Source organism: Sphingomonas sp. (genome assembly GCF_029239295.1).
GTDB lineage: Bacteria > Pseudomonadota > Alphaproteobacteria > Sphingomonadales > Sphingomonadaceae > Sphingomonas.
Window position 1 is genome coordinate 289,157 of record NZ_JAQZBC010000001.1, and the last position, 22,430, is coordinate 311,586.

Below are 22,430 nucleotides of genomic sequence, written 5' to 3' on the forward strand. Positions count from 1 at the left end.
CGCACGATGAGCCAAATCGCGCTGCCGCTTGCCTGGCCCGCTGACCCGCGGGATGAGGAGTTTCTTGTCACCGAATCGAACGCGCGGGCGGTCAGCGCGCTAGACCATTGGGCGATGTGGCCCGTAATGGCGTCATTGTTGGTCGGGCCGCGGAAATCTGGCCGCAGTCTCCTCGCAAGGATATTCGCTGCCAAGAGCGGCGGCACGATCATCGATGACGCGCCGTTGCGGGACGAGGATGAGCTCTTCCACGCCTGGAACGATGCTCAGGCGCTACGTCGCCCGCTCCTGCTGGTGAGCGACGCTGCTCCTCCCGCCTGGGAAGTGGCGCTGCCGGACCTACGCTCGCGACTGGCGGCCACGCCACTCGCCATCATCGGTCCTCCAGACGATGCGTTGCTGCGCGCATTGCTGGAGCGGGAATTCACCCGTCGCGGCATAGATGCGCGGGCGGAAGTGCTGGATTGGTTGGTTATACGGATTGAACGGAGTCACGTGGCTGTCATGCGCACGGTTGATGCGCTTGATCAGGAGGTAATGGAACGCCGCAAGCGACTGTCCATTCCCTTGGCACGGGAGACGCTGTTGGCAGCGGCGTTGATCCCCACAACGCCGGAGCCGTGATGACCCGAACCCTTCGCCAAGCCCGTCTCGATTCGGATGATGATCCGTTCGAAGAGCGCGACAACGAGCGATATTTCAATCGCGAACTCTCGTGGCTCGCCTTCAATCGTCGGGTGTTGGAAGAAGCGTGCAATGCAGCGCACCCCCTTCTGGAACGGTTGCGCTTCCTCTCGATCTCCGGGTCCAATCTCGATGAGTTCTTCATGGTTCGAGTTGCCGGCCTGAAAGGGCAGCAACTGCTCGAGGTGGAGGCGCGATCGGCAGACGGTTTGACCCCGTCTCAGCAGCTTAGCGCGATTACCGCTGAAGCGGACGCACTACTCGCCAGCCAGCAAAGCGTCTGGCGTGACATCCGGCATGCACTGGCTGACAGCGGAATACAGGTTTTGTCGTCGCGCCATCTGGATGATCGTTTGGCAGCCGAGGACATTCTCTGGCTCGAGACGCATTTTCGGGAACAGATTTTTCCGGTCATTACGCCGCAAGCGCTAGATCCCGCACATCCCTTTCCGTTCATCCCAAACGCGGGGCTGGGAGTGATGTTCGACCTCGTTCGTCTGTCGGACAACGAACCCATCCGTGAGTTGGTCATCGTCCCGAATGGCATGGCGCGATTCGTTCGGCTTCCGGGCGAACCTGCTCGCTACATAGCGGTCGAATCGATGCTTAAGCGGTTCTCGACCATGCTGTTTCCGGGGTATCGGGTCGACGGTGCCGCTGAGTTTCGCGTGCTGCGCGACAGCGATATCGAGATCGAAGAGGAAGCGGAGGACCTCGTTCGCTACTTCGCCAATGCGATCAAACGCCGGCGTCGTGGTCGCGTCATTCGGCTGGAACTGGAAACGGGCATGCCCGACTCGCTCTCCAAGGTCCTGAAGGAGGAGTTGGGGGAGCAGGCACTGGTCACCGACTCTGGTTCCTTCCTGGGCATAGGTGACCTGGGCAAGATCGTTGAGGAGGATCGGCCGGACCTCAAGTTCGTGCCGTTCACGCCCCGGTTTCCCGAGCGAATTCGAGAGTTTGGCGGTGATTGTTTCGCCGCCATCAGTGCCAAGGACATCATCGTCCATCATCCGTATGAGACGTTTGATGTAGTGCTCGCATTTCTGAAGCAAGCCGCGAACGATCCCGATGTGGTAGCGATCAAGCAGACCCTGTACCGCGCCGGCAAGCAGTCCGCGGTCATCAATGCACTGATCCAGGCAGCAGAAGCCGGAAAGTCGGTCACGGCCGTCGTGGAGTTGAAGGCTCGCTTTGACGAGGAGCAGAACCTTCTTTGGGCGTCGGCGCTGGAGCGTGCGGGTGTTCAAGTCGTCTACGGCTTCATCGACTGGAAGACCCATGCGAAGGTTTCGATGGTCGTTCGGCGAGAGGCGGGGCAGTTCCGATCTTACTGCCACTTTGGCACCGGAAACTACCATCCCGTTACGGCGAAGATATATACTGATCTCAGCTTCTTCACCGCCGATCCTGCGATCGGTCGTGATGCGGCGCGGCTATTCAATTACATCACCGGCTACGTCGAGCCAGAAGACATGGAGCGTGTCGTCCTGTCACCCCGATCGCTGCGCGCCCGGCTGATCGAGGAGATTGACGCCGAGATCGCACATGCCCGAGCGCAACGGCCTGCGACAATCTGGGCAAAGATGAACAGCCTCGTCGATCCTGCGATCATCGAGAAGCTCTACGAAGCCAGCGGGGCCGGAGTTCAGATCGACTTGGTCGTCCGCGGTATCTGCTGCCTGCGTCCCCGTGTTGCGGGTCTGTCGGAGAATATCCGGGTCAAATCCATCATCGGTCGGTTTCTTGAGCACAGTCGAATTGCCGTGTTTGGGAACGGCCAGGCTCTGCCCAACGACGAAGCCCATGTTTATATTTCATCCGCCGACTGGATGCCTCGAAACTTCGATCGGCGAGTTGAGTATATGCTGCCGCTGGAGAGCGGAACGGTTCACGATCAGGTACTTGATCAGGTCATGGTGGCGAATCTTATCGACACCGAGCAGAGCTGGGAACTGTATGGCGACAGCAGCTACAAGCGGACAAGTCCGGGCGACAAGCCATTCAATCTACACCGCTATTTCATGACCAACCCGTCGCTCTCCGGTCGCGGCGCGGCACTCGCGGAGGGTGGCGAGGTACCGAAGCTCTCGCTACGGGGCTGACGGGTGAAGGAAGCTCGCACCGCGATCATCGACATCGGATCCAACTCGATCCGTCTCGTCGTCTACCAGGGACCGCGGCGTTTGCCGGCGGTGCTGTTCAACGAGAAGGTACTGGCGGGGCTGGGAAAGAGCCTGTCCCGAACAGGTGCGATCGACGAGCAGGCGATGGCGCTGGCCGGCACGGCCTTGTCACGCTTTGCGGCACTGGCGCGCGAGATGGACTGTGATGAGGTGCGCACGGTCGCCACCGCAGCAGTGCGCGACGCCGCCAACGGGGCAGAATTGATTGCGCTGGCGGAGAAGAACGGCCTGTCCGTTGAACTGCTGTCGGGAGCGGAAGAAGCGAAGGCGGCCGGTTACGGCCTTCTTTCGGCCATACCGCATGCCGACGGCATCGTAGGGGATCTAGGCGGGGGTAGCCTGGAATTGGTGCGGGTATGTGACGGCAGGGTCAGCGAACACGCATCCTTCCCGCTGGGCGTATTGCGGCTCGCGGATCTGCGGGCGAAAGACAATTTCGACCAGCGTGTCACCGACATCCTGAATGCGGCGGGCTGGTCTGGCGTTGGGTCGGGCAAGCCATTCTATCTGGTGGGAGGGTCGTGGCGGTCGCTCGCGCGGGTGGATATCCGCGACCGCGGCTACCCGCTGCCGATCCTGCACGGCTATGTCATGTCTCGAGCGCGAATTTCTCTACTACGACGAAAACTGCCGACATTCGAGAAGAACTGGCTGAAGAGCGTGCCGCACCTTTCTGGTGGCCGCGTGCCGACGCTGAGTGCGGCAACAGATCTGCTGGACGCGCTGCTGCCGGTGATCGGATCGCGCGAGACCGTCGTATCAGCGTTCGGGTTGCGGGAAGGGCTGCTGTATCAGCGTCTGACCGCGCGGGAGCAGCAGATGGACCCGCTGATCGTGGCAGCGCGTGACGAGGGGAAGCATCGCGGACGGTTCCCCGAGCACGGCGACCTTCTGAACAGCTGGATCGCGCCATTGTTCGATGGCGAGCCGGCCGAGGATGCGCGGTTGCGGCACGCTGCCTGCCTGCTGGCCGATACGAGCTGGCGCGCGAACCCCGAGTTTCGCGTGGCGCTAGGCATCGAGACGGCGCTGCATGGAAACTGGGTAGCCGTTGACAGCCGGGGACGCGCGCTGATGGCAGCAGCGCTGGCGGCCAGCCTGGGCGAGCAGCCGCCTTTCCCCGATCCGTTGCGGGCGCTGGCGAGCGAGCAGGAGCTGCACCGTGCAACCTGCTGGGGCCTCGCGATACGTTTGGCGCAGCGGCTATCCGGCGGTGTAGCCGGCCCACTCAAGCGAAGCAGTATTCGTCGCCGCGACGGCATTGTGGAACTGGTCTGGCGGGGCGAGGACCGCGCGCTGAGTGGCGAAGCGGTGGAAAAGCGGCTCAAGGGGTTGGGCGCGGCGCTCCGGCTGCCGGTCGCAAGCCGGTCGTCAGACGAAGCGCTGACGCAAGCCTGATCTCAGCTGCAGGAGACCGCGACGATCTTCCCGTTGGGATCGGTTTCGATGTTCAGCCGGTCGGAGCGGTAGTCCATCGTAAGTGCGTCGCCAGTCACATAGGCGCGGATGACTTGGGCGCCAGCGGCGCGCTGTGCCGCCTCCTCGTTGCCCTTGAGGGGTAGCCCTACGAACCGCTCAGCTGCGTTCGCGTTGCACATCATCGCGCCATCGCCGCCCGAGGATCCCGATGTCGCGGTCGCGCACCCGGAAAGCAGAACGGCTGCTGCCAAGATCGCCTTCATGCCTCATTCTCCGTTCGCGTCATCTTGAGCTTGCCCCCAAGCACAGCAAAACCAAGACGGCCCTCGACAAGATCCAGCGCGTCGCGCCCGAACTGATCGAATCGCCAGCCGTGGAGAATCGCCAGATCGGTACGAACGCCGGCGGCGAGCGCCTCGAGCTCCTCGCTGCGCGCCAGCAGGCGCGGAGCGACATCGATGTCGCGAGCGCGGATTTTCAGCAACAGCTTCAGCAGGTCGGCGACCAGCGATCCCTCGCGTCCCAAGCCAGGTTTGCGATCCTCACGCGCCGGCATCTCGTCGGCGGGCAGCGGCTCAGCGGCCTCTATCGCCCCCATCAGGCGCTTCCCGATATCGTTGCTGGCCCAGGTGGCGGACAGGCCGCGTACCTTTGCCAGATCAGCCTGACGCTTTGGCGGATGACCGGCCAGATCAGCCAGCGTTTCATCCTTTATGATACGACCGCGGGGCAGATCCTTTGCCCGCGCTTCCACTTCGCGCCAGCGTGCGATCGCCTTCAGCCGGCCGAGCACATCTGCGCGGCGGCCAGAGATGCGAACCCGCTTCCATGCCAGATCGGGGTCGTTGGCATAGTTCGCCGGGTCGGAGATGCGCTCCATCTCCTGGTCCAACCACGCACCGCGCCCGGTTTTCTTAAGCCGTTCCAGCATGCGCGGGAAAATCTTGGAGAGATGGGTCACGTCGCCGATGGCGTAATCAACCTGTCGCTGATCCAGCGGCCGTCGCGACCAATCCGTGAAGCGCGCGCCCTTGTCGATCTGAATGCCGAGCCAGCTGTCGACGAGGTTGGAATAGCCGATCTGTTCACCCTGTCCGAGCGCCATGGCCGCGACCTGGGTATCGAACATGGGGTGCGGCGTCTTGCCGGTCAGGTTGTAGATGATTTCGATATCCTGACCACCGGCATGGAATACCTTCAGCACATCCTCATTGTTGACCAGCAGATCCAGCAGCGGCTGCATGTCGAGGCCCGGCGCCTTGGGGTCGATGGCGGCCGCTTCCTCTGTGTCAGCGATCTGGATCAGGCAGAGCTCCGGCCAATAGGTATTCTCTCGCATGAACTCTGTATCGACGCACACGAAGGGAGCATCGGCAAGGCGCGCGCACAGATTGGCGAGAGTGGCGCTGTCGGTAATTAGCGGGTGAACATGCATAAGTGCCGCCCCATAGACGCGTGCGAGCGGGTTGACAAAGAGAGGTTGGAAGGGGAGGGGCGCGGACCTCCAAACAAGCTATTTCAGAGATTGCGGCCATGCACGCCTATCGCTCGCACACTTGCGCCCAGCTCAACGCCAACGATGTCGGCGCCGAAGTCCGTCTGTCCGGTTGGGTTCACCGGAAGCGAGATCACGGCGGCGTCCTGTTCGTCGATCTGCGCGATCATTATGGCATCACCCAGATCGTGGCAGACAGCGACTCTCCGGCGCTTTCGACGCTGGAAGCGTTGCGGGTCGAGTCGGTCATCACGATCGACGGCGTGGTGAAGGCGCGGTCGGACGCGACGATCAATCCCAACCTTGCGACCGGCGCGATTGAGGTGTTCGCACGCGGCATCACCGTGCAGAGCCACGCGCAGGAACTGCCAATGCCGGTGGCTGGTGAGCAGGAATATCCGGAAGATATCCGCCTGCGTTATCGCTTCCTCGACCTGCGCCGCGAGAAGCTGCACGCCAATATCATGCTGCGCTCCAGCGTGATCGCGTCGATCCGCAGCCGCATGGTGGATCAGGGCTTCACCGAGTTCCAGACGCCGATCCTGACTGCGTCGTCGCCGGAAGGGGCGCGCGATTATCTCGTCCCGAGCCGCGTCCACCCCGGCAAGTTCTACGCGCTCCCGCAGGCGCCGCAGATGTTCAAGCAGCTGCTGATGGTCGCTGGCTTCGACCGTTATTTCCAGATCGCACCGTGCTTCCGTGACGAGGACGCACGCGCAGATCGCTCGCCCGGCGAGTTCTACCAGCTCGATTTCGAGATGAGCTACGTCACGCAGGACGATGTTTTTGCGGCGATCGAGCCAGTTCTGCACGGCGTGTTCGAGGAATTCGCGAACTGGCAGGGCAAGGGCCGCACGGTCAGCCCGCTGCCGTTCAAGCGCATCCCCTACCGGGAATCGATGCTGAAATACGGCAACGACAAGCCCGATCTGCGCAACCCGCTGATCATCTCGGACGTCAGTGGTTTCTTCTCGGGTTCCGGCTTCGGGCGCTTCGCTTCGATCGTCGAAGCGGGCGACGTCGTGCGGGCGATCCCGGCACCGAAGACGGCGGACAAGAGCCGCAAGTTCTTCGACGACATGAACGCCTGGGCGCAGTCCGAAGGCTTCGCGGGGCTGGGTTATGCGACTCGCAAGGGTGGTGAGTTCGGTGGCCCGATCGCGAAGAACCACGGCGACATCGGCATGCGCGAACTGGCTGAGGCGCTGGGCCTTGGACCCGACGACGGTGTGTTCTTCGCGGCTGGCAAGGAAGCTCAGGCGGCGAAGCTCGCCGGGCTGGCACGCACGCGCATTGCCGAGCAGCTGGACCTTATCGACAAGAACCGCTTCGAATTCTGCTGGATCGTCGACTTCCCGATGTTCGAGTATGACGAAGAGGCGAAGAAGATCGACTTCAGCCATAACCCCTTCAGCATGCCGCAGGGCGAGATGGAGGCGCTGGAGACCAAGGACCCGCTGGATATCCTCGCCTACCAGTATGACATCGTCTGCAACGGTATCGAGTTGTCGTCGGGTGCGATCCGGAACCACCGGCCGGAGATCATGTACAAGGCGTTCGAGATCGCGGGTTACACCCAGGCCGATGTCGACACTAACTTTGCCGGCATGATCAACGCGTTCAAATATGGCGCGCCGCCGCACGGCGGGTCTGCCCCTGGGATCGACCGCATCGTCATGCTGCTGGCGGATGAGCCGAACATCCGCGAAGTCATCGTTTTCCCGATGACGCAGAAGGCGGAAGACCTGATGATGGGGGCGCCGAACTTCGCCACCGCCAAACAGCTGCGCGAGCTGAATATCCGTGTGACGGCGGAAGCAGCAAAGGACAAGTTGGCCACGCCAAGCGCCGAATGAGGGAACCGCGCGCCGCGGTGAGCGCTAGAGGTCTATGTCGCTTACCGCTTCGCGTGCCGCGCTTCTTCACGTCGCCCTTCAGGATCTGCGCGCCGGCAAGCAATTGCTGGTGAAGCGGCTGGAGCCGCTGGCCGATGCTGCAAGCGACCCGGGGTTGCAGGAAGTGATCGAGCGCGACCGCTTCAACGCCAAGCGACATGCTGCGCGCTTGGACGAGATGGCGACGCTAGACGGTGCGCCGGAAAACCTTTGGATGAGCGGCATCCTGAACGATGCCTACCGCGACGCGCAGAGCCACCAGCGCGGGCCGCTGCTCGATACCGCACTGATCGGGGCGCTCCGCAAAGCCAAGGCAGCCGAAATCGTGTCGATCGAGACGGCGATGGTACTGGCAGGCAGCGAGGCGCCTGCCATGCTCCCTGCGCTAGCCGCGAACCATGCGGAAGACCGCGCGGCCGAGGCGCGGCTCGCACGGCTTCTGGGGACGATTGGCGGCCATATACCGGTGGTTTAGTCGCCAGAGACGTAGGTTAGCGCCGGTGCGTCAGGCGGCGGGCGAGAAGCCGCCGTCCTCGCCCATCACCCACAGCACGCCCTCCTTGATCGAGAACCATGCACCGTGGAGCGAAAGCTGGCTGGCGCCTTCGGCCGCCTGGACGAATGGGAAGGTTCGCAGATTCGCAAGGCTGACCCGTACGGTTTCCATCTCGAGCGCGCGGATCGCGTCGTCGCCGGCGCCATGTTCGGCGGTGATCCGGTCGCGCGCCTCGTCCAGCAGGCCGATCCAATTGGCGATGAAGCCGCCTTCGCCGGGATCCGCCTGCTCGAAGCGCCGGGTCATGGCGGCATGGACGCCGCCGCACATCCCGTGGCCCATTACCAGGATCTCTTCGACCTTCAGCTGGGTGACGGCGAACTCAAGCGCCGCTGACACGCCGTGGCGCCCGCCGCCGACCTCGAATGGTGGAACGAGATTGGCGACGTTGCGGACGACAAAGATCTCGCCCGGGGATGTGTCGAACACAGTGGTGGGATCGGTGCGGCTGTCGGAACAGGCGATCACCATTACCTTGGGCGATTGTCCCTCGGCGAGAGTTGCCCAGCGGTCACGCTGCATGGCCCAGCCCTGTCCACGAAAGCGGCGATATCCGGCGATGAGATCGGTGAAGACGGTCATGCATCCTCCTTACCGCGTTGTTTCGGCCGGCGTCAGTCGCTATCTCGCCCCCACGATGACCGAAACACTTCCTCTCGCCCGGCCCGAACGCGCCCGCAAGCCTGACTGGATCAGGGTCAAGGCGCCGACCTCCGTTGGCTTCGCGGAAACCAAACAGCTGATGCGCCGGCTCAACCTGGCGACGGTGTGCGAAGAGGCTGCGTGCCCGAATATCGGCGAATGCTGGACGAAGAAGCACGCAACCGTGATGATCCTCGGCGACACGTGCACCCGCGCCTGCGCCTTCTGTAACGTAAAGACGGGGATGCCGCGTGCGGTGGATCCGCTCGAGCCGGAGCATGTCGCCGTGGCGGCGGCCGAGATGGGGCTTCAGCACATCGTCATCACTTCCGTCGATCGTGACGATCTTCCGGACGGCGGTGCCGCGCAGTTCGTGAAGGTTATCGAAGCGCTCCGCCGCAACACGCCGAGCACGACGATCGAGATCCTGACGCCGGACTTCCGGAACAAGACGCAAGCCGCCGTTGAGTCGATCGTCACCGCGCGACCGGACGTCTACAACCACAATCTGGAAACAGTGCCGCGGCTCTATCCCACCATCCGGCCGGGCGCGCGCTATTACGCGTCGCTCCGTCTGCTGGAGAGCGTGAAGCGGCACGATCCATCGATCTTCACCAAGTCCGGCGTGATGCTGGGGCTCGGCGAGGAGCGGTTGGAAGTCCACCAGGTGATGGATGACATGCGCTCGGCGGACATCGATTTCCTAACCATGGGCCAATATCTGCAGCCAACGCCGCGGCACGCCAAAGTTGCGGATTTCGTCACGCCCAAGGCGTTTGATGCCTATGCGGCGATCGCGCGGGCCAAGGGCTTCCTGCTGGTTGCATCGTCGCCGCTGACGCGTTCGAGCTATCACGCGGGCGATGATTTCGCGAAGATGCGGGCAGCGCGCGAGGCTCAGCTTGCCAAAGCATAGCGAAACCCGTGCCATGCCGTACACGCCCGAGCAGATGTTCGATCTGGTCGCGGACGTGAAAGCCTATCAGGATTTTCTCCCGTGGGTGGTCGCAATGCGGGTGCGGCAGGACAGCGCCGATGAGACGCTGGCGGACATGATCGTCGGGTTCAAGGGACTGCGTGAGACGTTCACCTCGCGCGTCGAGAAGCATCGGCCCGACCGGGTCTATGTCGACTATGTCGACGGGCCGATGAAGTACCTTCACAACGAATGGCGTTTTCGGCCGGACGGGCACGGCTGCCTCGTCGACTTCTCCGTCGATTTCCAGTTCAAGAACCGCATGTTCGAGATGCTGGCGGGGCAGGTGTTCGGCCTTGCGCTGCGCAAGATGATCGGGGCCTTTGAGGATCGTGCCCGTGTGCTCTACGGTGACGGTTCGTCCGACGGGGGCATAAGCAAGTCGAGCGCGCACAGCGCCGCCTGAAGCCGGACACCCGACCGACCCAGATCACCGAACGCGCGCTTGTCGGCGACCACGTCGGCGGGATCGCCGCCGCGTTCGGCGCGCGCGAAGACGACCGTGCCGACCGGCTTCTTGTCTGATCCCCCGCCGGGGCCTGCGATTCCGGTGATCGCTACGGCGACGTCCGCCCCGGTCACCTCCAGCGCACCCTGGGCCATGCTCCACGCCGTCGCGATCGAGACAGCACCAAAGGTTTCCAGCACGTCGGTGGAAACGTGCAGAAGGCGCTGTTTAGCCTCATTGGAATAGCTGACGATTGAGCCTTCGAGTACGTCGGACGAACCCGGCACTTCGGTCAGCGCGGCCGCCACAAGGCCGCCGGTGCAGCTTTCGGCCACGGCGATGCGGCGCCCCTTTGCACGATTGGCCTCGATCACCCGCTGAGCGGCCTCCACGAGATTGGCGGGGAGCAGGCTCTCGCTCATCGCCGTGCCGCCGCGCATACCGGTAGGTCAGGAATGTTGGCGACCGAGGCGGCGCCCCGAGCCTTCTCGGCCTTCAGGTGCTGAAGCGTAGCAACAACGATCCCCGCTGTGTTGCGCGCGGGAAGGGGCTCCAGAAGTGTCACAATGCGGTCGATCGTGCCGCAATCCGTCTGCTGGATCTGCCCCACCACCATCGGCGCAATCAACGACGTGATCAGGGGGCGCGCGTAATCGGACTGAAGAAGCAACAGGGAGACGCGCGGATCACTCAACTTTGCAATCGCCTGTTGCGCGGCGGGCCATGCCCGGTCTGCCTCAGCCTGATAGCGCGTGAGGAAGGGACCGGAGGTGCGCCGAATGATGCTGCTGGCGGGCAGGGTGGTGCACACCCGGCCAGTTTCCAAAATGATGTCCGGGAAGGCTACGGCAGTGATCGCCTCTGCTTCTGCCGCGCTGAGACACGCGGTCTGCGCCACCGCGGTCGATGGAAGGACCATCGCGGTCACTGCCGCCGCAACGCTAGTAAGCACATGCTTCATCGTGTCGTCCCCGGCACGCGCACGGTTGCCGCGGCCTGTGCCGCGATGCCTTCGCCACGGCCAGTAAATCCCAGACGCTCGGTCGTTGTCGCTTTCACACTCACGCGATCGGTCGACAGCCCAAGAAGTTCCGCAATGCGACCCTGAATGGCCGCGCGGTGTGGGCCGATCTTGGGCGCCTCGCACATGATGGTCAGGTCGACAAAGACGATCTGCCCGCCACGGTCGGCGACCAGGTCTGCCGCATGGCGCAGGAACTGACCGGATTCGGCACCACGCCACTGCGGATCGCTCGGTGGGAAATGCAGCCCGATATCTCCGGCTGCAATCGTGCCGAGCAGCGCGTCGGTCAACGCGTGCAGCGCCACGTCCGCGTCACTATGCCCGCTAAGGCCTTGGTGATGCGGTATTTTGACGCCGCCAAGGCACAGATCGGCGCCATCGACAAGCCGATGTACGTCGAAACCTGTCGCCATGCGGGTTTCCCAGCCGATCCGCGCTTCGGCGGCGGTAAAGTCGCCGGGCCAGGTCACTTTCTCGAGCATCACATCGCCCTGCACCAAGGCGACCGATCCGCCAAGCGCCCTGACCATCTGCGCATCGTCAGTCGGCTCGTCGCCGGTCCACTCGGCATGTGCGCGCAACAGGGCTGCCGCTCGGAACGCCTGCGGTGTCTGCACGCGCGATAATTGGTCTCGCGGCACCGTCGCGCCCTCTGCCGACACGATCGTATCGGTGACCGGAAGGACAGGGATGGCGGCGTCAGCCTGATCCAGCGCTGCGAGCAGGCGGTCAACTACGGATGATGACGGAAATGGGCGGGCCGCATCATGGACAATGATGCGGTCAGCGTCCTGCAGCGAGGCGATGCCCCGTGCCACCGATTCCCGCCGGGTTGCGCCACCGAGGACGAACCGAGCGTCCGGCAGGCAGTCCTTGAGCAAACCCTCTTGGCCCGGCCCAATGACGACCAAGATATCATCGATTGTGGGATGAACTGCAAGGGCGGCATGGCTCCACATGAGCATCGGGCGGCCGGCCAGCGGCGCGAATTGCTTCGGTATCTCGCCACCAGTCCGCTCTCCCTTGCCGGCAGCAACAATCAGCACAACAGTCTTCATACGCGGGCGACTAGCGACAAGCGGGACGGCTTGCCAGCGCCACGTCGATGACCTACCTGCCCATTTTTCAGGCAGACTGTTGATGCGCACGCTCGCCCCAATCAAGATCGGATCCGTTCAGATCGACGAGCCCGTCGTTCTGGCACCGATGACGGGCGTGACGGACCAACCATTCCGGACGCTCGTGCGTCGGTACGGCTCCGGCCTGAACGTAACCGAAATGATCGCGAGCCAGGCCGCGATCCGCGAAACGCGCCAGTCGATTCAGAAGGCGGCGTGGCATTTGTCGGAAGAGCCCGTGTCGATGCAACTGGTTGGCTGTACGCCGTACGAGATGGCTGAGGCTGCCAAGCTCGCGGAGGAAAAAGGCGCGGCCATCATCGACATCAACATGGGCTGTCCGGTACGCAAGGTAACGAGCGGTGACGCCGGGTCGGCGCTGATGCGCGATCTCAAGAACGCCGGCGCGATCATCGACGCGGTGGTGAAGGCCGTTGCGGCCCCTGTCACGGTCAAGATGCGCATGGGATGGTGCCATGACAGCCTGAACGCACCCGAACTCGCCCGTATCGCCCAGGATCTTGGCGCCAAGATGATCACGGTCCACGGTCGCACCCGCAACCAGATGTACAAGGGAAGCGCGGACTGGGGCTTCGTGAGATCGGTAAAGGATGCGATCGACCTGCCGGTGATTGTCAACGGCGACATTTGCTCGATCGAGGACGCCGAGACGGCGCTCGATCAATCAGGGGCCGATGGCGTGATGATCGGTCGCGGCGCTTACGGACGACCGTGGTTGCTGGGGCAGGTGATGGACGCCCTCGCCGGGCGCACGCCCCGTGGTGAGCCATCACTGGACGAACAATATCGCGTGATTGTCGAACATTATGAGGCGATGCTAGGCCATTATGGCACGCTGACTGGCGTCAACATGGCCCGTAAGCACATTGGCTGGTACACGAAGGGCATTCACGGATCTGCCGAGTTCCGAAACGCCGTGAACCAGGAGCCTGATCCCGAGCGCGTGCTTTCGATGCTCGCCGAATTCTACGCGCCTTACCGTCTGAACGCAGCTGCCTGATGCACCCCCGGCGCGGTCCTGATCCGACGGACCTGTTAAGTGCGCTGCCCGTCGCAGTGATGGTCGTGGATTCCGAAACGCGGATTGCGCAGGCGAATGCTGAATGCGAGCTGCTGCTCAACCTGTCCGAGCGGGCGATGCGCGGACGCTCCCTCGGGGATGTGCTGCTGCTGCCCGATGAAATCGATGTAGCGGAGGGCAGGGCATTCGCCGCCTTCGATCTAGCGCTAACGACGGCGCGGGGGCAGCGGCTTCGCGTCGATCTGGCGGCGACTGAGCTGCCGGATCAGCCTGGGTGGCGCGTCATCACACTTCACAATGCCGCAACGTCGCGGCGCCTGGGTGTGTCTGCTGATCGTGCCGCCGCTGCTCGATCCGCCGTAGGGGCAGCCGCGATGCTGGCGCACGAGATCAAGAACCCGTTGTCGAGCATTCGGGGAGCGGCGCAGTTGATCGCCGATGGGGCGGAGCCGGCGGAGCTCACCCGGTTAGTGATCGACGAAGTCGACCGGATCACCGCGCTCATCGACCGGATGGAGGACTTCACCGATACACGGCCGCTCGCGGTGGAATCGCTCAACATCTACCCTTTGCTCGCTCATGCGCGGGATGCGGCACGCGCGGGATTTGCGCGGGGAATCACGATCGAGGAACGCTTCGATCCGTCCTTGCCGCCGGTGCTGGCGAACCGCGATGCGTTGCTGCAGGTCTTGCTCAACTTGATGAAGAACGCCGCGACTGCGCTGGGGCCTCGCGGTGAGCGGCGGATCACGCTGACCACCTCATTCCGACTAGGCATGTCCGTCGCTCCCGCGCCGGGTCGTCCTCGGACGCCCCTGCCGATCGAGATCTGCGTGATCGATACCGGGCCGGGTGCTCCCGAAGACATTGCCGAGCACCTTTTCGACCCCTTTGTGTCCAGCCGCCCGGAGGGGAAGGGGCTGGGGCTCGCCCTCGTCGACAAGCTAGTCCGGGACATGGGTGGGATCGTGCAGTATTCGCGTGAAGGTACCCCGAACGAGACAGTGTTCCGGATCCTACTTCAGCGAGCAGCCGGCTGATGCCGGGCGGGGCAATCCTGCTGGTCGATGATGACGATGCCATCCGGGTCGTGGTGGCGCAGGCGCTTCGCCGGGCCGGGCACAGTGTTCGCTCGGCATCCAGCATCGCCGAGCTGGATCGTGAACTGGCGGCGAGCCGGCCCGACGTGCTGCTGACCGATGTGGTGCTGCCAGACGGCGACGGCATTGACGTGACCCAGCGGCTTTCGCGGGAAATGCCGGAGCTTCCCGTCATCGTGCTGTCTGCGCGCAATACGTTGAGTACCGCGGTTCGCGCCAATGAGGCTGGTGCTTACGACTATCTGCCTAAACCGTTCGACCTCGACACGCTGACAAAGACGGTGTCGGCCGCTCTCGCGCGGCGGCGCGAATTGGCTCCCGTCGCGGTGGACAGTGACGATGCCAGCCTGCCGCTGATCGGCCGTTCGCCGGCGATGCAGGAAGTCTATCGGATCATCGCACGTGTCGTTTCGAACGATCTGACCGTCTTGGTTTCCGGCGAGTCGGGGACGGGCAAAGAGTTGGTGGCGCGCGCGATCCACGACCTGGGGCGTCGTCGCGCGGCACCCTTCGTGGCCATAAACATGGCAGCGATCCCCCGCGACCTGATCGAAGCCGAGCTGTTCGGGTATGAGCGGGGCGCCTTCACCGGGGCGGCCCAGCGAACCGCGGGACGCTTCGAGCAGGCCGAAGGCGGAACATTGTTCCTCGATGAAATCGGCGACATGCCGATCGAGGCGCAAACGCGCTTGCTGCGTGTTCTTCAGTCCGGCGAATTCACCACGGTCGGCGGTGCGCGGATCATGCGCGCCAATGTGCGCATCGTCGCGGCGACAAATCGCGAGCTCCAGCAAGCCGTCGCGAACGGGCAGTTTCGTGAGGACCTGTATTACCGGTTGAACGTCGTGCCGATCGAACTGCCTGCCTTGCGCGAGCGTCGTGAAGATATTGCTATCTTGGCGCGTCACTTCCTGGAACGTGCAGCCGATGCGGGGTTGCCCCGCAAGGTGCTGAACGAGCAGGCAGTCACATTGCTGCGGGACCACGACTGGCCGGGCAACGTCCGACAGCTCGAGAACCTGATGCGACGCCTTGCCGCCCTGTCCCGCGACGATCAGATTTCAGCCGGCGAAGTTGCTGCCATGCTTGGTCAAGCCGGTGGCCACCCCGCCTCGGTTTTGCCCGACGTAGGGCTCGAGACCGCGGTGCGAGCTTTCATCGACCGCCTGGCTAAGTGCGATCCGCGTTCGCTGGACGACGGAACGCTATATGACCGGCTTCTGTCGGAGGTGGAGCGTCCGCTTATCGAAGTGATGCTGGCTCGCCACGGTGGTAATCAGCTTCGCGCGTCCCGAGCGATTGGGTTAAACCGGAACACGTTGAGAAAGCGGCTGGACACGCTCGGGATTGATCCTGCGCGGAGGCCACCCGCGCCAGAGACAAGGTGAACGCAGTTATTATGTGTTTTCTCTGCAACACTCTTGTTGTAGAGTTGCCTGGATGACTGCCGGCGCGGCACCTCGAACCCCTGATCTGGTCGCCACGCCGCGTCGCTGGAGCGTAACGCCTGCTGTCGAGATCGCGGTGCTCGGCGTTGCCATTGGCATAGCAATCGCAACCTACATCGTCGTGGCGCATACTGGCCGGCCCGAAGGGCTGATTGCACCGGAGGTTGTCGCCCTGCTGCTGGTCGCCAATTTGGTGCCCGGCGTCGCGCTGATGATGCTGCTTGGGCGCCGGATTGCGCGTCGCCGTGCAGCGCGCTCGCCAGTTGGCGGAGAGGGACGGCTTCACGTCCGTCTGGTTGCCCTGTTCTCGATTGTTGCAGCCGTGCCAATGGTTCTGGTCACCATCGCGGCGTCTCTGTTGTTCCAATATGGTGTGCAATTCTGGTATTCCGACCGGGCGCGCGGGGTGTTCGAAAATGCGACGACCCTGACGCGCACGTCGTACAATCAAATCCTCCAGCGATGGGAGGAGGCCACCGTCACGATGGCCAGCGACATCTCGAACGAGCTGAACGAGCGCCCGATAGAGGATCCGCAGTTTCGCGCCTTCCTGTTCCAGCAAACTTATTTCCGAAGCCTGTCTGAGGCGCTGCTGTTCCAAGTGGCGCCCAATGGCGAGCTTCAGACGCTGGCATTTGTAAACCCGTACGATTTGGATCTTGCGCGGCAGGTTTCTGCCGAGGCTGTTCGCAAGCTAGCGCGCGGCCAGCGTAGCGTCGTCACCGTGACGGGGGATCGCATTCAGACGGTCACTCGGCTGCCAGGATCGAGCCGCGTTTATCTATACGCCGCGCGTGTCACCAACCCGAAGGAAATGACAACTCAGACCGAGCGGGCGGAGGCGGCGTTGGCCAACTACCGGTCGCTTCTGGTTCGCGCGCGCACGTTGCAGCTCCGCTTCAACGCCGCGTTGTTGTTGCTGTCCCTGCTGATCGTTGGGGTCGCTGTGTGGATCGCGTTGGCGGTCGCCGACAGGCTGGTCCGACCGGTGGCCGAATTGGTCAATGCGGCGCGGCGGGTCGAGGGTGGTGATCTGACCGCCCGCGTTCCCGAGACGCGCGAGCGTGATGAGGTTGGCACTCTCTCAAACGCGTTCAACCGCATGACCGAGCGGATCGAGGAGCAGAATACCGCGCTCGTCACCGCCAACGCACAGCTCGACAGCCGCCGGTCGCTGATCGAAGCGGTGATGTCAGGCGTGTCGGCGGGCGTCATTTCGATTGCGCCTGACCGGACGATCCGGCTGATCAACAATTCCGCGCAGAGCCTGCTCGGCCTCGCAGATCCGCCTATCGGCAAGCCGCTGGCGATTGTCGCGCCCGAATTGGCCGAGCTGCTGGACGGCACCGCGCGCGAGGCGATCGTGCAGCTGACGGCCGCGGGCGAAGCGCGCACCTTGGCGGTTCGGATCGCACGCGTCCCAACTGGTCCGATCCTGACCTTCGATGACATCACCCAGCAGTTGCTCGACCAGCGCCGCGCCGCGTGGTCCGATGTCGCGCGTCGCATCGCGCATGAGATCAAGAATCCGCTAACCCCGATCCAGCTGGCGGCGGAGCGGTTGCAGCGACGGTACGGCGCCAAGGTGGAGGAGGGCGACACCACCTTCAGCCGGTTGACAGAGACGATCGTGCGGCAGGTCGGCGATTTGCGCCGCATGGTGGATGAATTCTCCTCTTTTGCACGCATGCCCAAGCCGGTCTTCCGCGAGGAGTCGCTGGTAGATGTCGCGCGTCAGACCATGTTCCTGCACGAGGTCGCCCACGCCGGGATCCGCTTCGAGATCCGGCATGAAGAACCCGGACCGATTCTTGTGTGCGACCGCCGCCAGATGGGGCAGGCGCTGACGAACATCGTCAAGAATGCTGTCGAGGCGATCGAGGGGACCGGGCGGGGTGAGGGGACAATCCTCATGGCGTTGGAGCAGGAGGAAGGCCGTGCGGTCATCACCGTCGCCGACGATGGCATCGGCCTCCCGGCAGAGCGGGACCGGATCGTCGAACCCTATATGACCACGCGGGCGCGGGGCACCGGCCTCGGGCTCGCGATCGTGAAGAAGATCGTGGAGGAACATTTCGGAACGATTTCATTTGCCGACCGTCCCGACGGCGGCACGCTGGTGACGATGACCTTTGACACGGTCATGCTCGCGGGCGTCGCTGCTCGAGATGACGAACAATCAGAGACCGAGGGGGGCAATTTTGCCGCCCTGACCCGCAATCGGACCGCATAAGCCATGGCGTTAGACATCCTAGTCGTCGACGACGAACTCGACATCCGCGAACTCGTGTCGGGCGTGCTTGAGGACGAAGGCTATGATACGCGCACCGCGGCGGACAGCGATGCGGCGCTGGAGGCGATTTCCACACGTCGCCCAAGCCTCGTGCTGCTGGACGTCTGGCTGCAGGGGTCGCGGCTGGACGGCCTGGAGTTGCTCGCCGAAATCAAGCGTCGCGACGCGTCGATCCCAGTGCTGGTGATTTCGGGGCACGGTAATCTCGATACTGCCGTGGCGGCAATTCGGCAGGGCGCGGCGGATTTCATCGAGAAGCCGTTTCAGGCGGAGCGCCTGCTGCTTATGGTCGAACGCGCGACGGAAACTGAGCGGTTGCGCCGCGAGGTGGCGAGCCTTCGCGCGTCGGCAGGCAGCGATACCGACCTGACCGGCAGTTCCAGCGCGATCAATGCGGTGCGTGCTACGCTGAAGCGGGTGGCCGCGACTGGTAGCCGAGTGATGATCGTCGGGCCCGCTGGCGTGGGCAAGGAAGTGGCGGCACGGTTGCTTCATGGATGGAGCCAGCGTGCCGCGGCGCCCTTCGTCGTCGTCAGCGCGGCCAATATGACGCCCGAGCGCGTGGAGGAGGAATTGTTCGGCGTAGAGGAGGCGGGCGATCTTGTACGGCCCGGCTTGCTCGAGCAGGCGCATGGCGGCACGCTGTTCCTCGACGAAATTGCGGACATGCCGATAACCACGCAAGGCCGCATCCTTCGCGTTCTGACTGACCAAAGCTTCACGCGCGTGGGCGGTACACGTGTGGTGAAGGTGGATGTTCGGGTGGTCTCCGCGACCGGGCGCGACCTGACCCAAGAGATCGCTGACTGCCGCTTCCGCGAAGATCTCTACTATCGGCTCAATGTCGTTCCGGTTGCCATCCCGTCCCTGGCCGAACGGCGCGAGGACATTCCGGCTTTGGTGGAGCATTTCGTCGCTCACTATGCGGCGCAGCGTCGGGTGACGACGCCGGAAGTGGCAACCGATGCGATGGTAGCGCTTCAATCCTACGACTGGCCGGGCAACGTCCGCCAGCTGCGCAACGTGGTAGAGCGCACGATCATCCTTGCCCCGGGTGATCGGATCGCGCGGATCGATGTTGACCTGCTGCCGGGCGAGGTTCTGGGGGATCAAGGCGGCGGGGGTGCCAACGCGATCATGGGTGCGCCGTTGCGCGAAGCACGCGAGACGTTCGAGCGTGAGTATCTGAAGGTACAGATCCGGCGATTTTCCGGAAATATCTCCCGAACCGCGACGTTTATCGGGATGGAGCGTTCTGCGCTTCACCGCAAACTCAAGTTGCTTGGGATCACGGATACACGCGACGATTGATCGATCTGGACCCGATCCGGCCGGCTCCCTACATAGGGCGGAGCGTGCCGTTGGGGCTGCAACCGACGCCGGGCACCGGCGCATCGCGGGGAAAACCTCGCCAAAAAACGAAAGGGCATCGATCGATGGCCGATAAGCAAAGCTCTCTCCAAGACCTCTTCCTCAACGCCCTTCGCAAGTCGAAGACCCCGGTGACCCTGTTCCTGGTCAAAGGCGTCAAGCTGCAGGGTATCGTCACGTGGTTTGACAATTTCTCCGTTCTCCTGCGGCGCGATGGTCAGAGCCAGCTCATCTACAAGCATGCGATTTCCACGATCATGCCGGGCGCGCAGATCGATGTGGCGGCAATCGTCGATCAGCTGGGCGAAGCCACCAAGAAGCAGCCGCTCTTGCAGGAAATCTTCCTGAACGCAGTGCGTCGCTCGGAAGACGCAGTGACGATGTTCCTGGTCAACGGTGTGATGCTGCAGGGACAGATCGCAGCTTTCGACCTTTTTTGCATGTTGCTTCAGCGGGATGGCACGTCCCAGCTGGTTTACAAGCATGCAGTTTCCACCATCCAGCCGGCGCGGCCGCTGAACCTGGCGGACGACAACAATGGGTCTGACGAGGATTGAGCGCCGGGTTTGACCGCGATCGCGAGGAATTCGCCCGGGGCGCACGCGCGATCGTCGTGTATCCAGACCTGGGCGGCTCCTCACGCGATGCCGATGCTCGCCTTGAGGAGACCGCCGGGCTTGCGGCCGCCATCGGCGTTGACGTCGTCGAGCGACAGGCCGTTCGTGTGCGGACGCCGAGGGCGGCGACGCTCATGGGGTCCGGCCAGGTAGAGCAACTCGCAACGCTGGGCCGCCAGGAAGAGGCAACACTGTTCGTCTTCGATGCGGCTCTCTCACCGATCCAGCAGCGAAACCTCGAGACGCAGTTGGAAGCGAAGGTCATCGACCGAACTGGACTGATCCTCGAGATTTTCGGGGAACGCGCTGCGACTGCGGAAGGTCGGCTGCAGGTCGAGCTTGCTCACCTGGATTATCAGGCGGGCCGGCTGGTGCGCAGTTGGACCCACTTGGAACGCCAGCGGGGTGGCTTCGGCTTCCTAGGCGGCCCGGGCGAGACGCAGATCGAGGCGGATCGGCGACTAATCCGCGACCGGATGGCGCGTCTGCGCCGTGAGCTTGATCAGGTGACTCGCACGCGCGGCCTTCATCGAGAGAGGCGGCAGCGCGCGCCGTGGCCGGTGATCGCCCTGGTCGGGTACACCAACGCGGGCAAATCAACGCTGTTCAACCGCCTGACCGGCGCTCATGTGATGGCGGAAGACCTTCTGTTCGCAACGCTGGACCCGACGCTGCGGCAGATCAGCCTTCCGGGGATCGACAAGGCGATCTTGTCGGACACGGTGGGCTTTGTGTCGGAATTGCCTACCCAACTCGTTGCTGCGTTCAAGGCGACGCTGGAAGAGGTGATCTCCGCCGATCTGCTGGTGCACGTTCGCGACGTTGCGCATCCCGATACATCCGCCCAGAAGGCTGACGTGGAGGCCGTTCTGGCTGATATCGGCGTTTCCGAGGCTACGCCGCGGGTCGAGGCGTGGAACAAGGTCGATCTGCTGGAAGGCGATGCCCGCGAGCATCTGCTGACTGAAGCCGCGCGCCGCGACGATGTCGTTTCTTTGTCTGCGCTTAGTGGGGAAGGGATGGAGGAACTGGTTCGAGTGCTCTCGGAGCGGCTGACTCTAGGTCATCAGCGGTATTCGATCGAACTTCCGGCCGGCGATGGTGCCAACGCAGCGTGGCTGCACCAGCATGGTGAAGTTCTGGAGCAGGAGATCGCGGGAGAGACGGCGGTGTACGAGGTGCGCATGGCTCCGAGTGACTATGCCCGGTTCATGGAGCGATTGCCCGGGCAGGGCGCACAGCAGGAGTGATCGGATGGGCGGCGCCGTAGGCAACGCCCCTCTTCTATACCTTGCGCGGTTCACGTTCGGCTTGTTTTGCGGCTGACCACAGCGCTTCCTGATCATCGAGGGTGAAACCCGCGATGGTGCCGCCCGCGGTCGCTTCCATTGCCCGGAAACGGCTCTCGAACTTCGTGTTGGCGGATCGAAGCGCAGCCTCTGCATCCACGCCGAGGTGCCGGGCCCAGTTTACCACCGCAAACAGAAGGTCGCCGATTTCCTCCGTCCTGGCCGCGTCGTCATCGGCGTTCAGCACTTCCTGAATTTCTTCGGCGATCTTTGCACGCGGGCCGTCATCGTCTGGCCAGTCAAAACCAACGCGGGCGGCTCGCTTTTGCAATTTCTCCGCGCGTAAGAGCGCTGGCAAGCCCAGAGCCACGCCGGCAAGCGCGCTCGGATCATCCTTGGCCGCTCGCTCCTCGGCCTTGATCGCCTCCCATAGATGATGCCCGCCTTCGACCGCACCCCCGAAAATATGTGGGTGCCGTCGTTCCATCTTGGTAGAAATCGCGTCTGCAACATCGCCGAGGGCGAAGTGGCCGGCTTCCTCGGCGATGCGGCTGTGAAAGACCACCTGGAGAAGAAGATCGCCGAGTTCGTCCTTCAGATCATCCATGTCACCACGTGCGCAGGCATCGGCGACCTCATAGGCCTCCTCAATGGTGTAGGGCGCGATCGTTTGGAAGGTCTGGACCTTGTCCCATTCACAACCCGTAGCAGGGTCTCGTAAGCGGGCCATGATTGTTTGAAGTCGCGCAAGGGCGTTAGAAGCGTTTGGCATGACCCGCGGCTGGATAGCGACAACGCGGCCATGCGGCAATTTGGAAGACCAGGTG

Annotated in this window: 21 protein-coding genes; 14 read left to right on the forward strand and 7 right to left on the reverse strand. The window is 63.3% G+C overall.

Translation table 11 applies throughout. The annotated features are described in order from the left end of the window. Positions 1-6: 6 nt before the first annotated feature. The 3 genes from K0S66_RS01470 to K0S66_RS01480 are packed head-to-tail and all read left to right on the forward strand — an operon-like array spanning position 7 to position 4,268. The gene (locus K0S66_RS01470) at positions 7-624 is read left to right on the forward strand and encodes a DnaA/Hda family protein (protein WP_301073297.1); all 618 of its coding nucleotides are present in this window, start codon (positions 7-9) and stop codon (positions 622-624) included. Then, positions 624-2,789, forward strand: a complete 2,166-nt coding sequence (locus K0S66_RS01475; RefSeq protein ID WP_301073298.1) for an RNA degradosome polyphosphate kinase — start codon at positions 624-626, stop codon at positions 2,787-2,789. Before K0S66_RS01470 ends, K0S66_RS01475 begins: the two co-directional genes overlap by 1 nt. A 3-nt stretch (positions 2,790-2,792) precedes the next feature. After that, positions 2,793-4,268, forward strand: coding sequence for a Ppx/GppA family phosphatase (locus K0S66_RS01480; protein WP_301073299.1), 1,476 nt, complete (start codon positions 2,793-2,795; stop codon positions 4,266-4,268). 2 nt (positions 4,269-4,270) lie between these two features. On the opposite strand, the gene K0S66_RS01485 is transcribed toward K0S66_RS01480, so the two are convergent. Together K0S66_RS01485 and rnd are read right to left on the reverse strand one after the other, a co-directional pair. Beyond that, positions 4,271-4,552 (reverse strand): I78 family peptidase inhibitor, encoded by a 282-nt coding sequence (locus tag K0S66_RS01485; protein WP_301073300.1) that lies wholly within the window; start codon positions 4,550-4,552, stop codon positions 4,271-4,273. After that, a complete protein-coding gene (gene rnd / locus K0S66_RS01490; RefSeq protein ID WP_301073301.1) occupies positions 4,549-5,724 on the reverse strand; it encodes a ribonuclease D in 1,176 nt (391 codons plus the stop codon). The genes K0S66_RS01485 and rnd overlap by 4 nt, the downstream gene beginning before the upstream one ends. A 98-nt stretch (positions 5,725-5,822) precedes the next feature. Between rnd and aspS the strand changes: the two genes are divergently transcribed. Beyond that, positions 5,823-7,640, forward strand: coding sequence for an aspartate--tRNA ligase (gene aspS / locus K0S66_RS01495; protein WP_301073302.1), 1,818 nt, complete (start codon positions 5,823-5,825; stop codon positions 7,638-7,640). A 34-nt stretch (positions 7,641-7,674) separates the two neighbouring features. Further along, a complete protein-coding gene (locus tag K0S66_RS01500; RefSeq protein ID WP_301073303.1) occupies positions 7,675-8,154 on the forward strand; it encodes a DUF892 family protein in 480 nt (159 codons plus the stop codon). Positions 8,155-8,184: 30 nt separating this feature from the next. Here the strand turns inward: K0S66_RS01500 and K0S66_RS01505 are convergent, their stop codons facing one another. Further along, positions 8,185-8,817: a carbonic anhydrase gene (locus tag K0S66_RS01505; RefSeq protein WP_301073304.1), complete on the reverse strand. Its 633-nt coding sequence runs from the start codon at positions 8,815-8,817 to the stop codon at positions 8,185-8,187. A 55-nt stretch (positions 8,818-8,872) separates the two neighbouring features. Between K0S66_RS01505 and lipA the strand changes: the two genes are divergently transcribed. Then, the gene (lipA, locus tag K0S66_RS01510; protein WP_301073306.1) at positions 8,873-9,793 is read left to right on the forward strand and encodes a lipoyl synthase; all 921 of its coding nucleotides are present in this window, start codon (positions 8,873-8,875) and stop codon (positions 9,791-9,793) included. Next, positions 9,780-10,259 carry a type II toxin-antitoxin system RatA family toxin gene (locus tag K0S66_RS01515; RefSeq protein ID WP_301073307.1) on the forward strand — a complete coding sequence of 160 codons (480 nt, stop codon included), beginning with the start codon at positions 9,780-9,782 and terminating at the stop codon, positions 10,257-10,259. The genes lipA and K0S66_RS01515 overlap by 14 nt, the downstream gene beginning before the upstream one ends. Here K0S66_RS01515 and K0S66_RS01520 read toward each other — a convergent pair. Genes K0S66_RS01520 through K0S66_RS01530 form a run of 3 tightly spaced genes read right to left on the reverse strand, consistent with a single transcriptional unit; the run spans position 10,199 to position 12,383 of the window. Next, positions 10,199-10,723, reverse strand: a complete 525-nt coding sequence (locus K0S66_RS01520; protein WP_301073308.1) for a CinA family protein — start codon at positions 10,721-10,723, stop codon at positions 10,199-10,201. The genes K0S66_RS01515 and K0S66_RS01520 overlap by 61 nt on opposite strands. Further along, the gene (locus K0S66_RS01525; RefSeq protein WP_301073351.1) at positions 10,720-11,220 is read right to left on the reverse strand and encodes a hypothetical protein; all 501 of its coding nucleotides are present in this window, start codon (positions 11,218-11,220) and stop codon (positions 10,720-10,722) included. Before K0S66_RS01525 ends, K0S66_RS01520 begins: the two co-directional genes overlap by 4 nt. 38 nt (positions 11,221-11,258) lie before the next feature. Next, positions 11,259-12,383: a bifunctional 2-C-methyl-D-erythritol 4-phosphate cytidylyltransferase/2-C-methyl-D-erythritol 2,4-cyclodiphosphate synthase gene (locus tag K0S66_RS01530; protein ID WP_301073309.1), complete on the reverse strand. Its 1,125-nt coding sequence runs from the start codon at positions 12,381-12,383 to the stop codon at positions 11,259-11,261. A gap of 82 nt (positions 12,384-12,465) precedes the next feature. Between K0S66_RS01530 and dusB the strand changes: the two genes are divergently transcribed. Genes dusB through hflX form a run of 7 tightly spaced genes read left to right on the forward strand, consistent with a single transcriptional unit; the run spans position 12,466 to position 21,564 of the window. Next, a complete protein-coding gene (gene dusB, locus K0S66_RS01535) occupies positions 12,466-13,464 on the forward strand; it encodes a tRNA dihydrouridine synthase DusB (protein ID WP_301073310.1) in 999 nt (332 codons plus the stop codon). Continuing rightward, positions 13,464-14,525 (forward strand): ATP-binding protein, encoded by a 1,062-nt coding sequence (locus K0S66_RS01540; RefSeq protein WP_301073311.1) that lies wholly within the window; start codon positions 13,464-13,466, stop codon positions 14,523-14,525. The genes dusB and K0S66_RS01540 overlap by 1 nt, the downstream gene beginning before the upstream one ends. Continuing rightward, entirely contained in the window at positions 14,525-15,973 is a 1,449-nt protein-coding gene (gene ntrC, locus K0S66_RS01545; protein ID WP_301073312.1) for a nitrogen regulation protein NR(I), read from the forward strand. Before K0S66_RS01540 ends, ntrC begins: the two co-directional genes overlap by 1 nt. Positions 15,974-16,025: 52 nt before the next feature. Further along, positions 16,026-18,266, forward strand: coding sequence for an ATP-binding protein (locus tag K0S66_RS01550; RefSeq protein ID WP_301073313.1), 2,241 nt, complete (start codon positions 16,026-16,028; stop codon positions 18,264-18,266). Between the two features lie 3 nt (positions 18,267-18,269). Beyond that, on the forward strand, positions 18,270-19,637 hold the full coding sequence (locus K0S66_RS01555; RefSeq protein ID WP_301073314.1) for a sigma-54 dependent transcriptional regulator: 1,368 nt from the start codon (positions 18,270-18,272) through the stop codon (positions 19,635-19,637). Between the two features lie 32 nt (positions 19,638-19,669). Continuing rightward, complete coding sequence (gene hfq / locus K0S66_RS01560; protein ID WP_301073352.1) at positions 19,670-20,254, forward strand: RNA chaperone Hfq; 585 nt, start codon at positions 19,670-19,672, stop codon at positions 20,252-20,254. Next, the gene (gene hflX / locus K0S66_RS01565; RefSeq protein ID WP_301073315.1) at positions 20,251-21,564 is read left to right on the forward strand and encodes a GTPase HflX; all 1,314 of its coding nucleotides are present in this window, start codon (positions 20,251-20,253) and stop codon (positions 21,562-21,564) included. Before hfq ends, hflX begins: the two co-directional genes overlap by 4 nt. 34 nt (positions 21,565-21,598) lie before the next feature. On the opposite strand, the gene mazG is transcribed toward hflX, so the two are convergent. Then, positions 21,599-22,375, reverse strand: coding sequence for a nucleoside triphosphate pyrophosphohydrolase (mazG, locus tag K0S66_RS01570; protein WP_301073316.1), 777 nt, complete (start codon positions 22,373-22,375; stop codon positions 21,599-21,601). Positions 22,376-22,430: the final 55 nt, after the last annotated feature.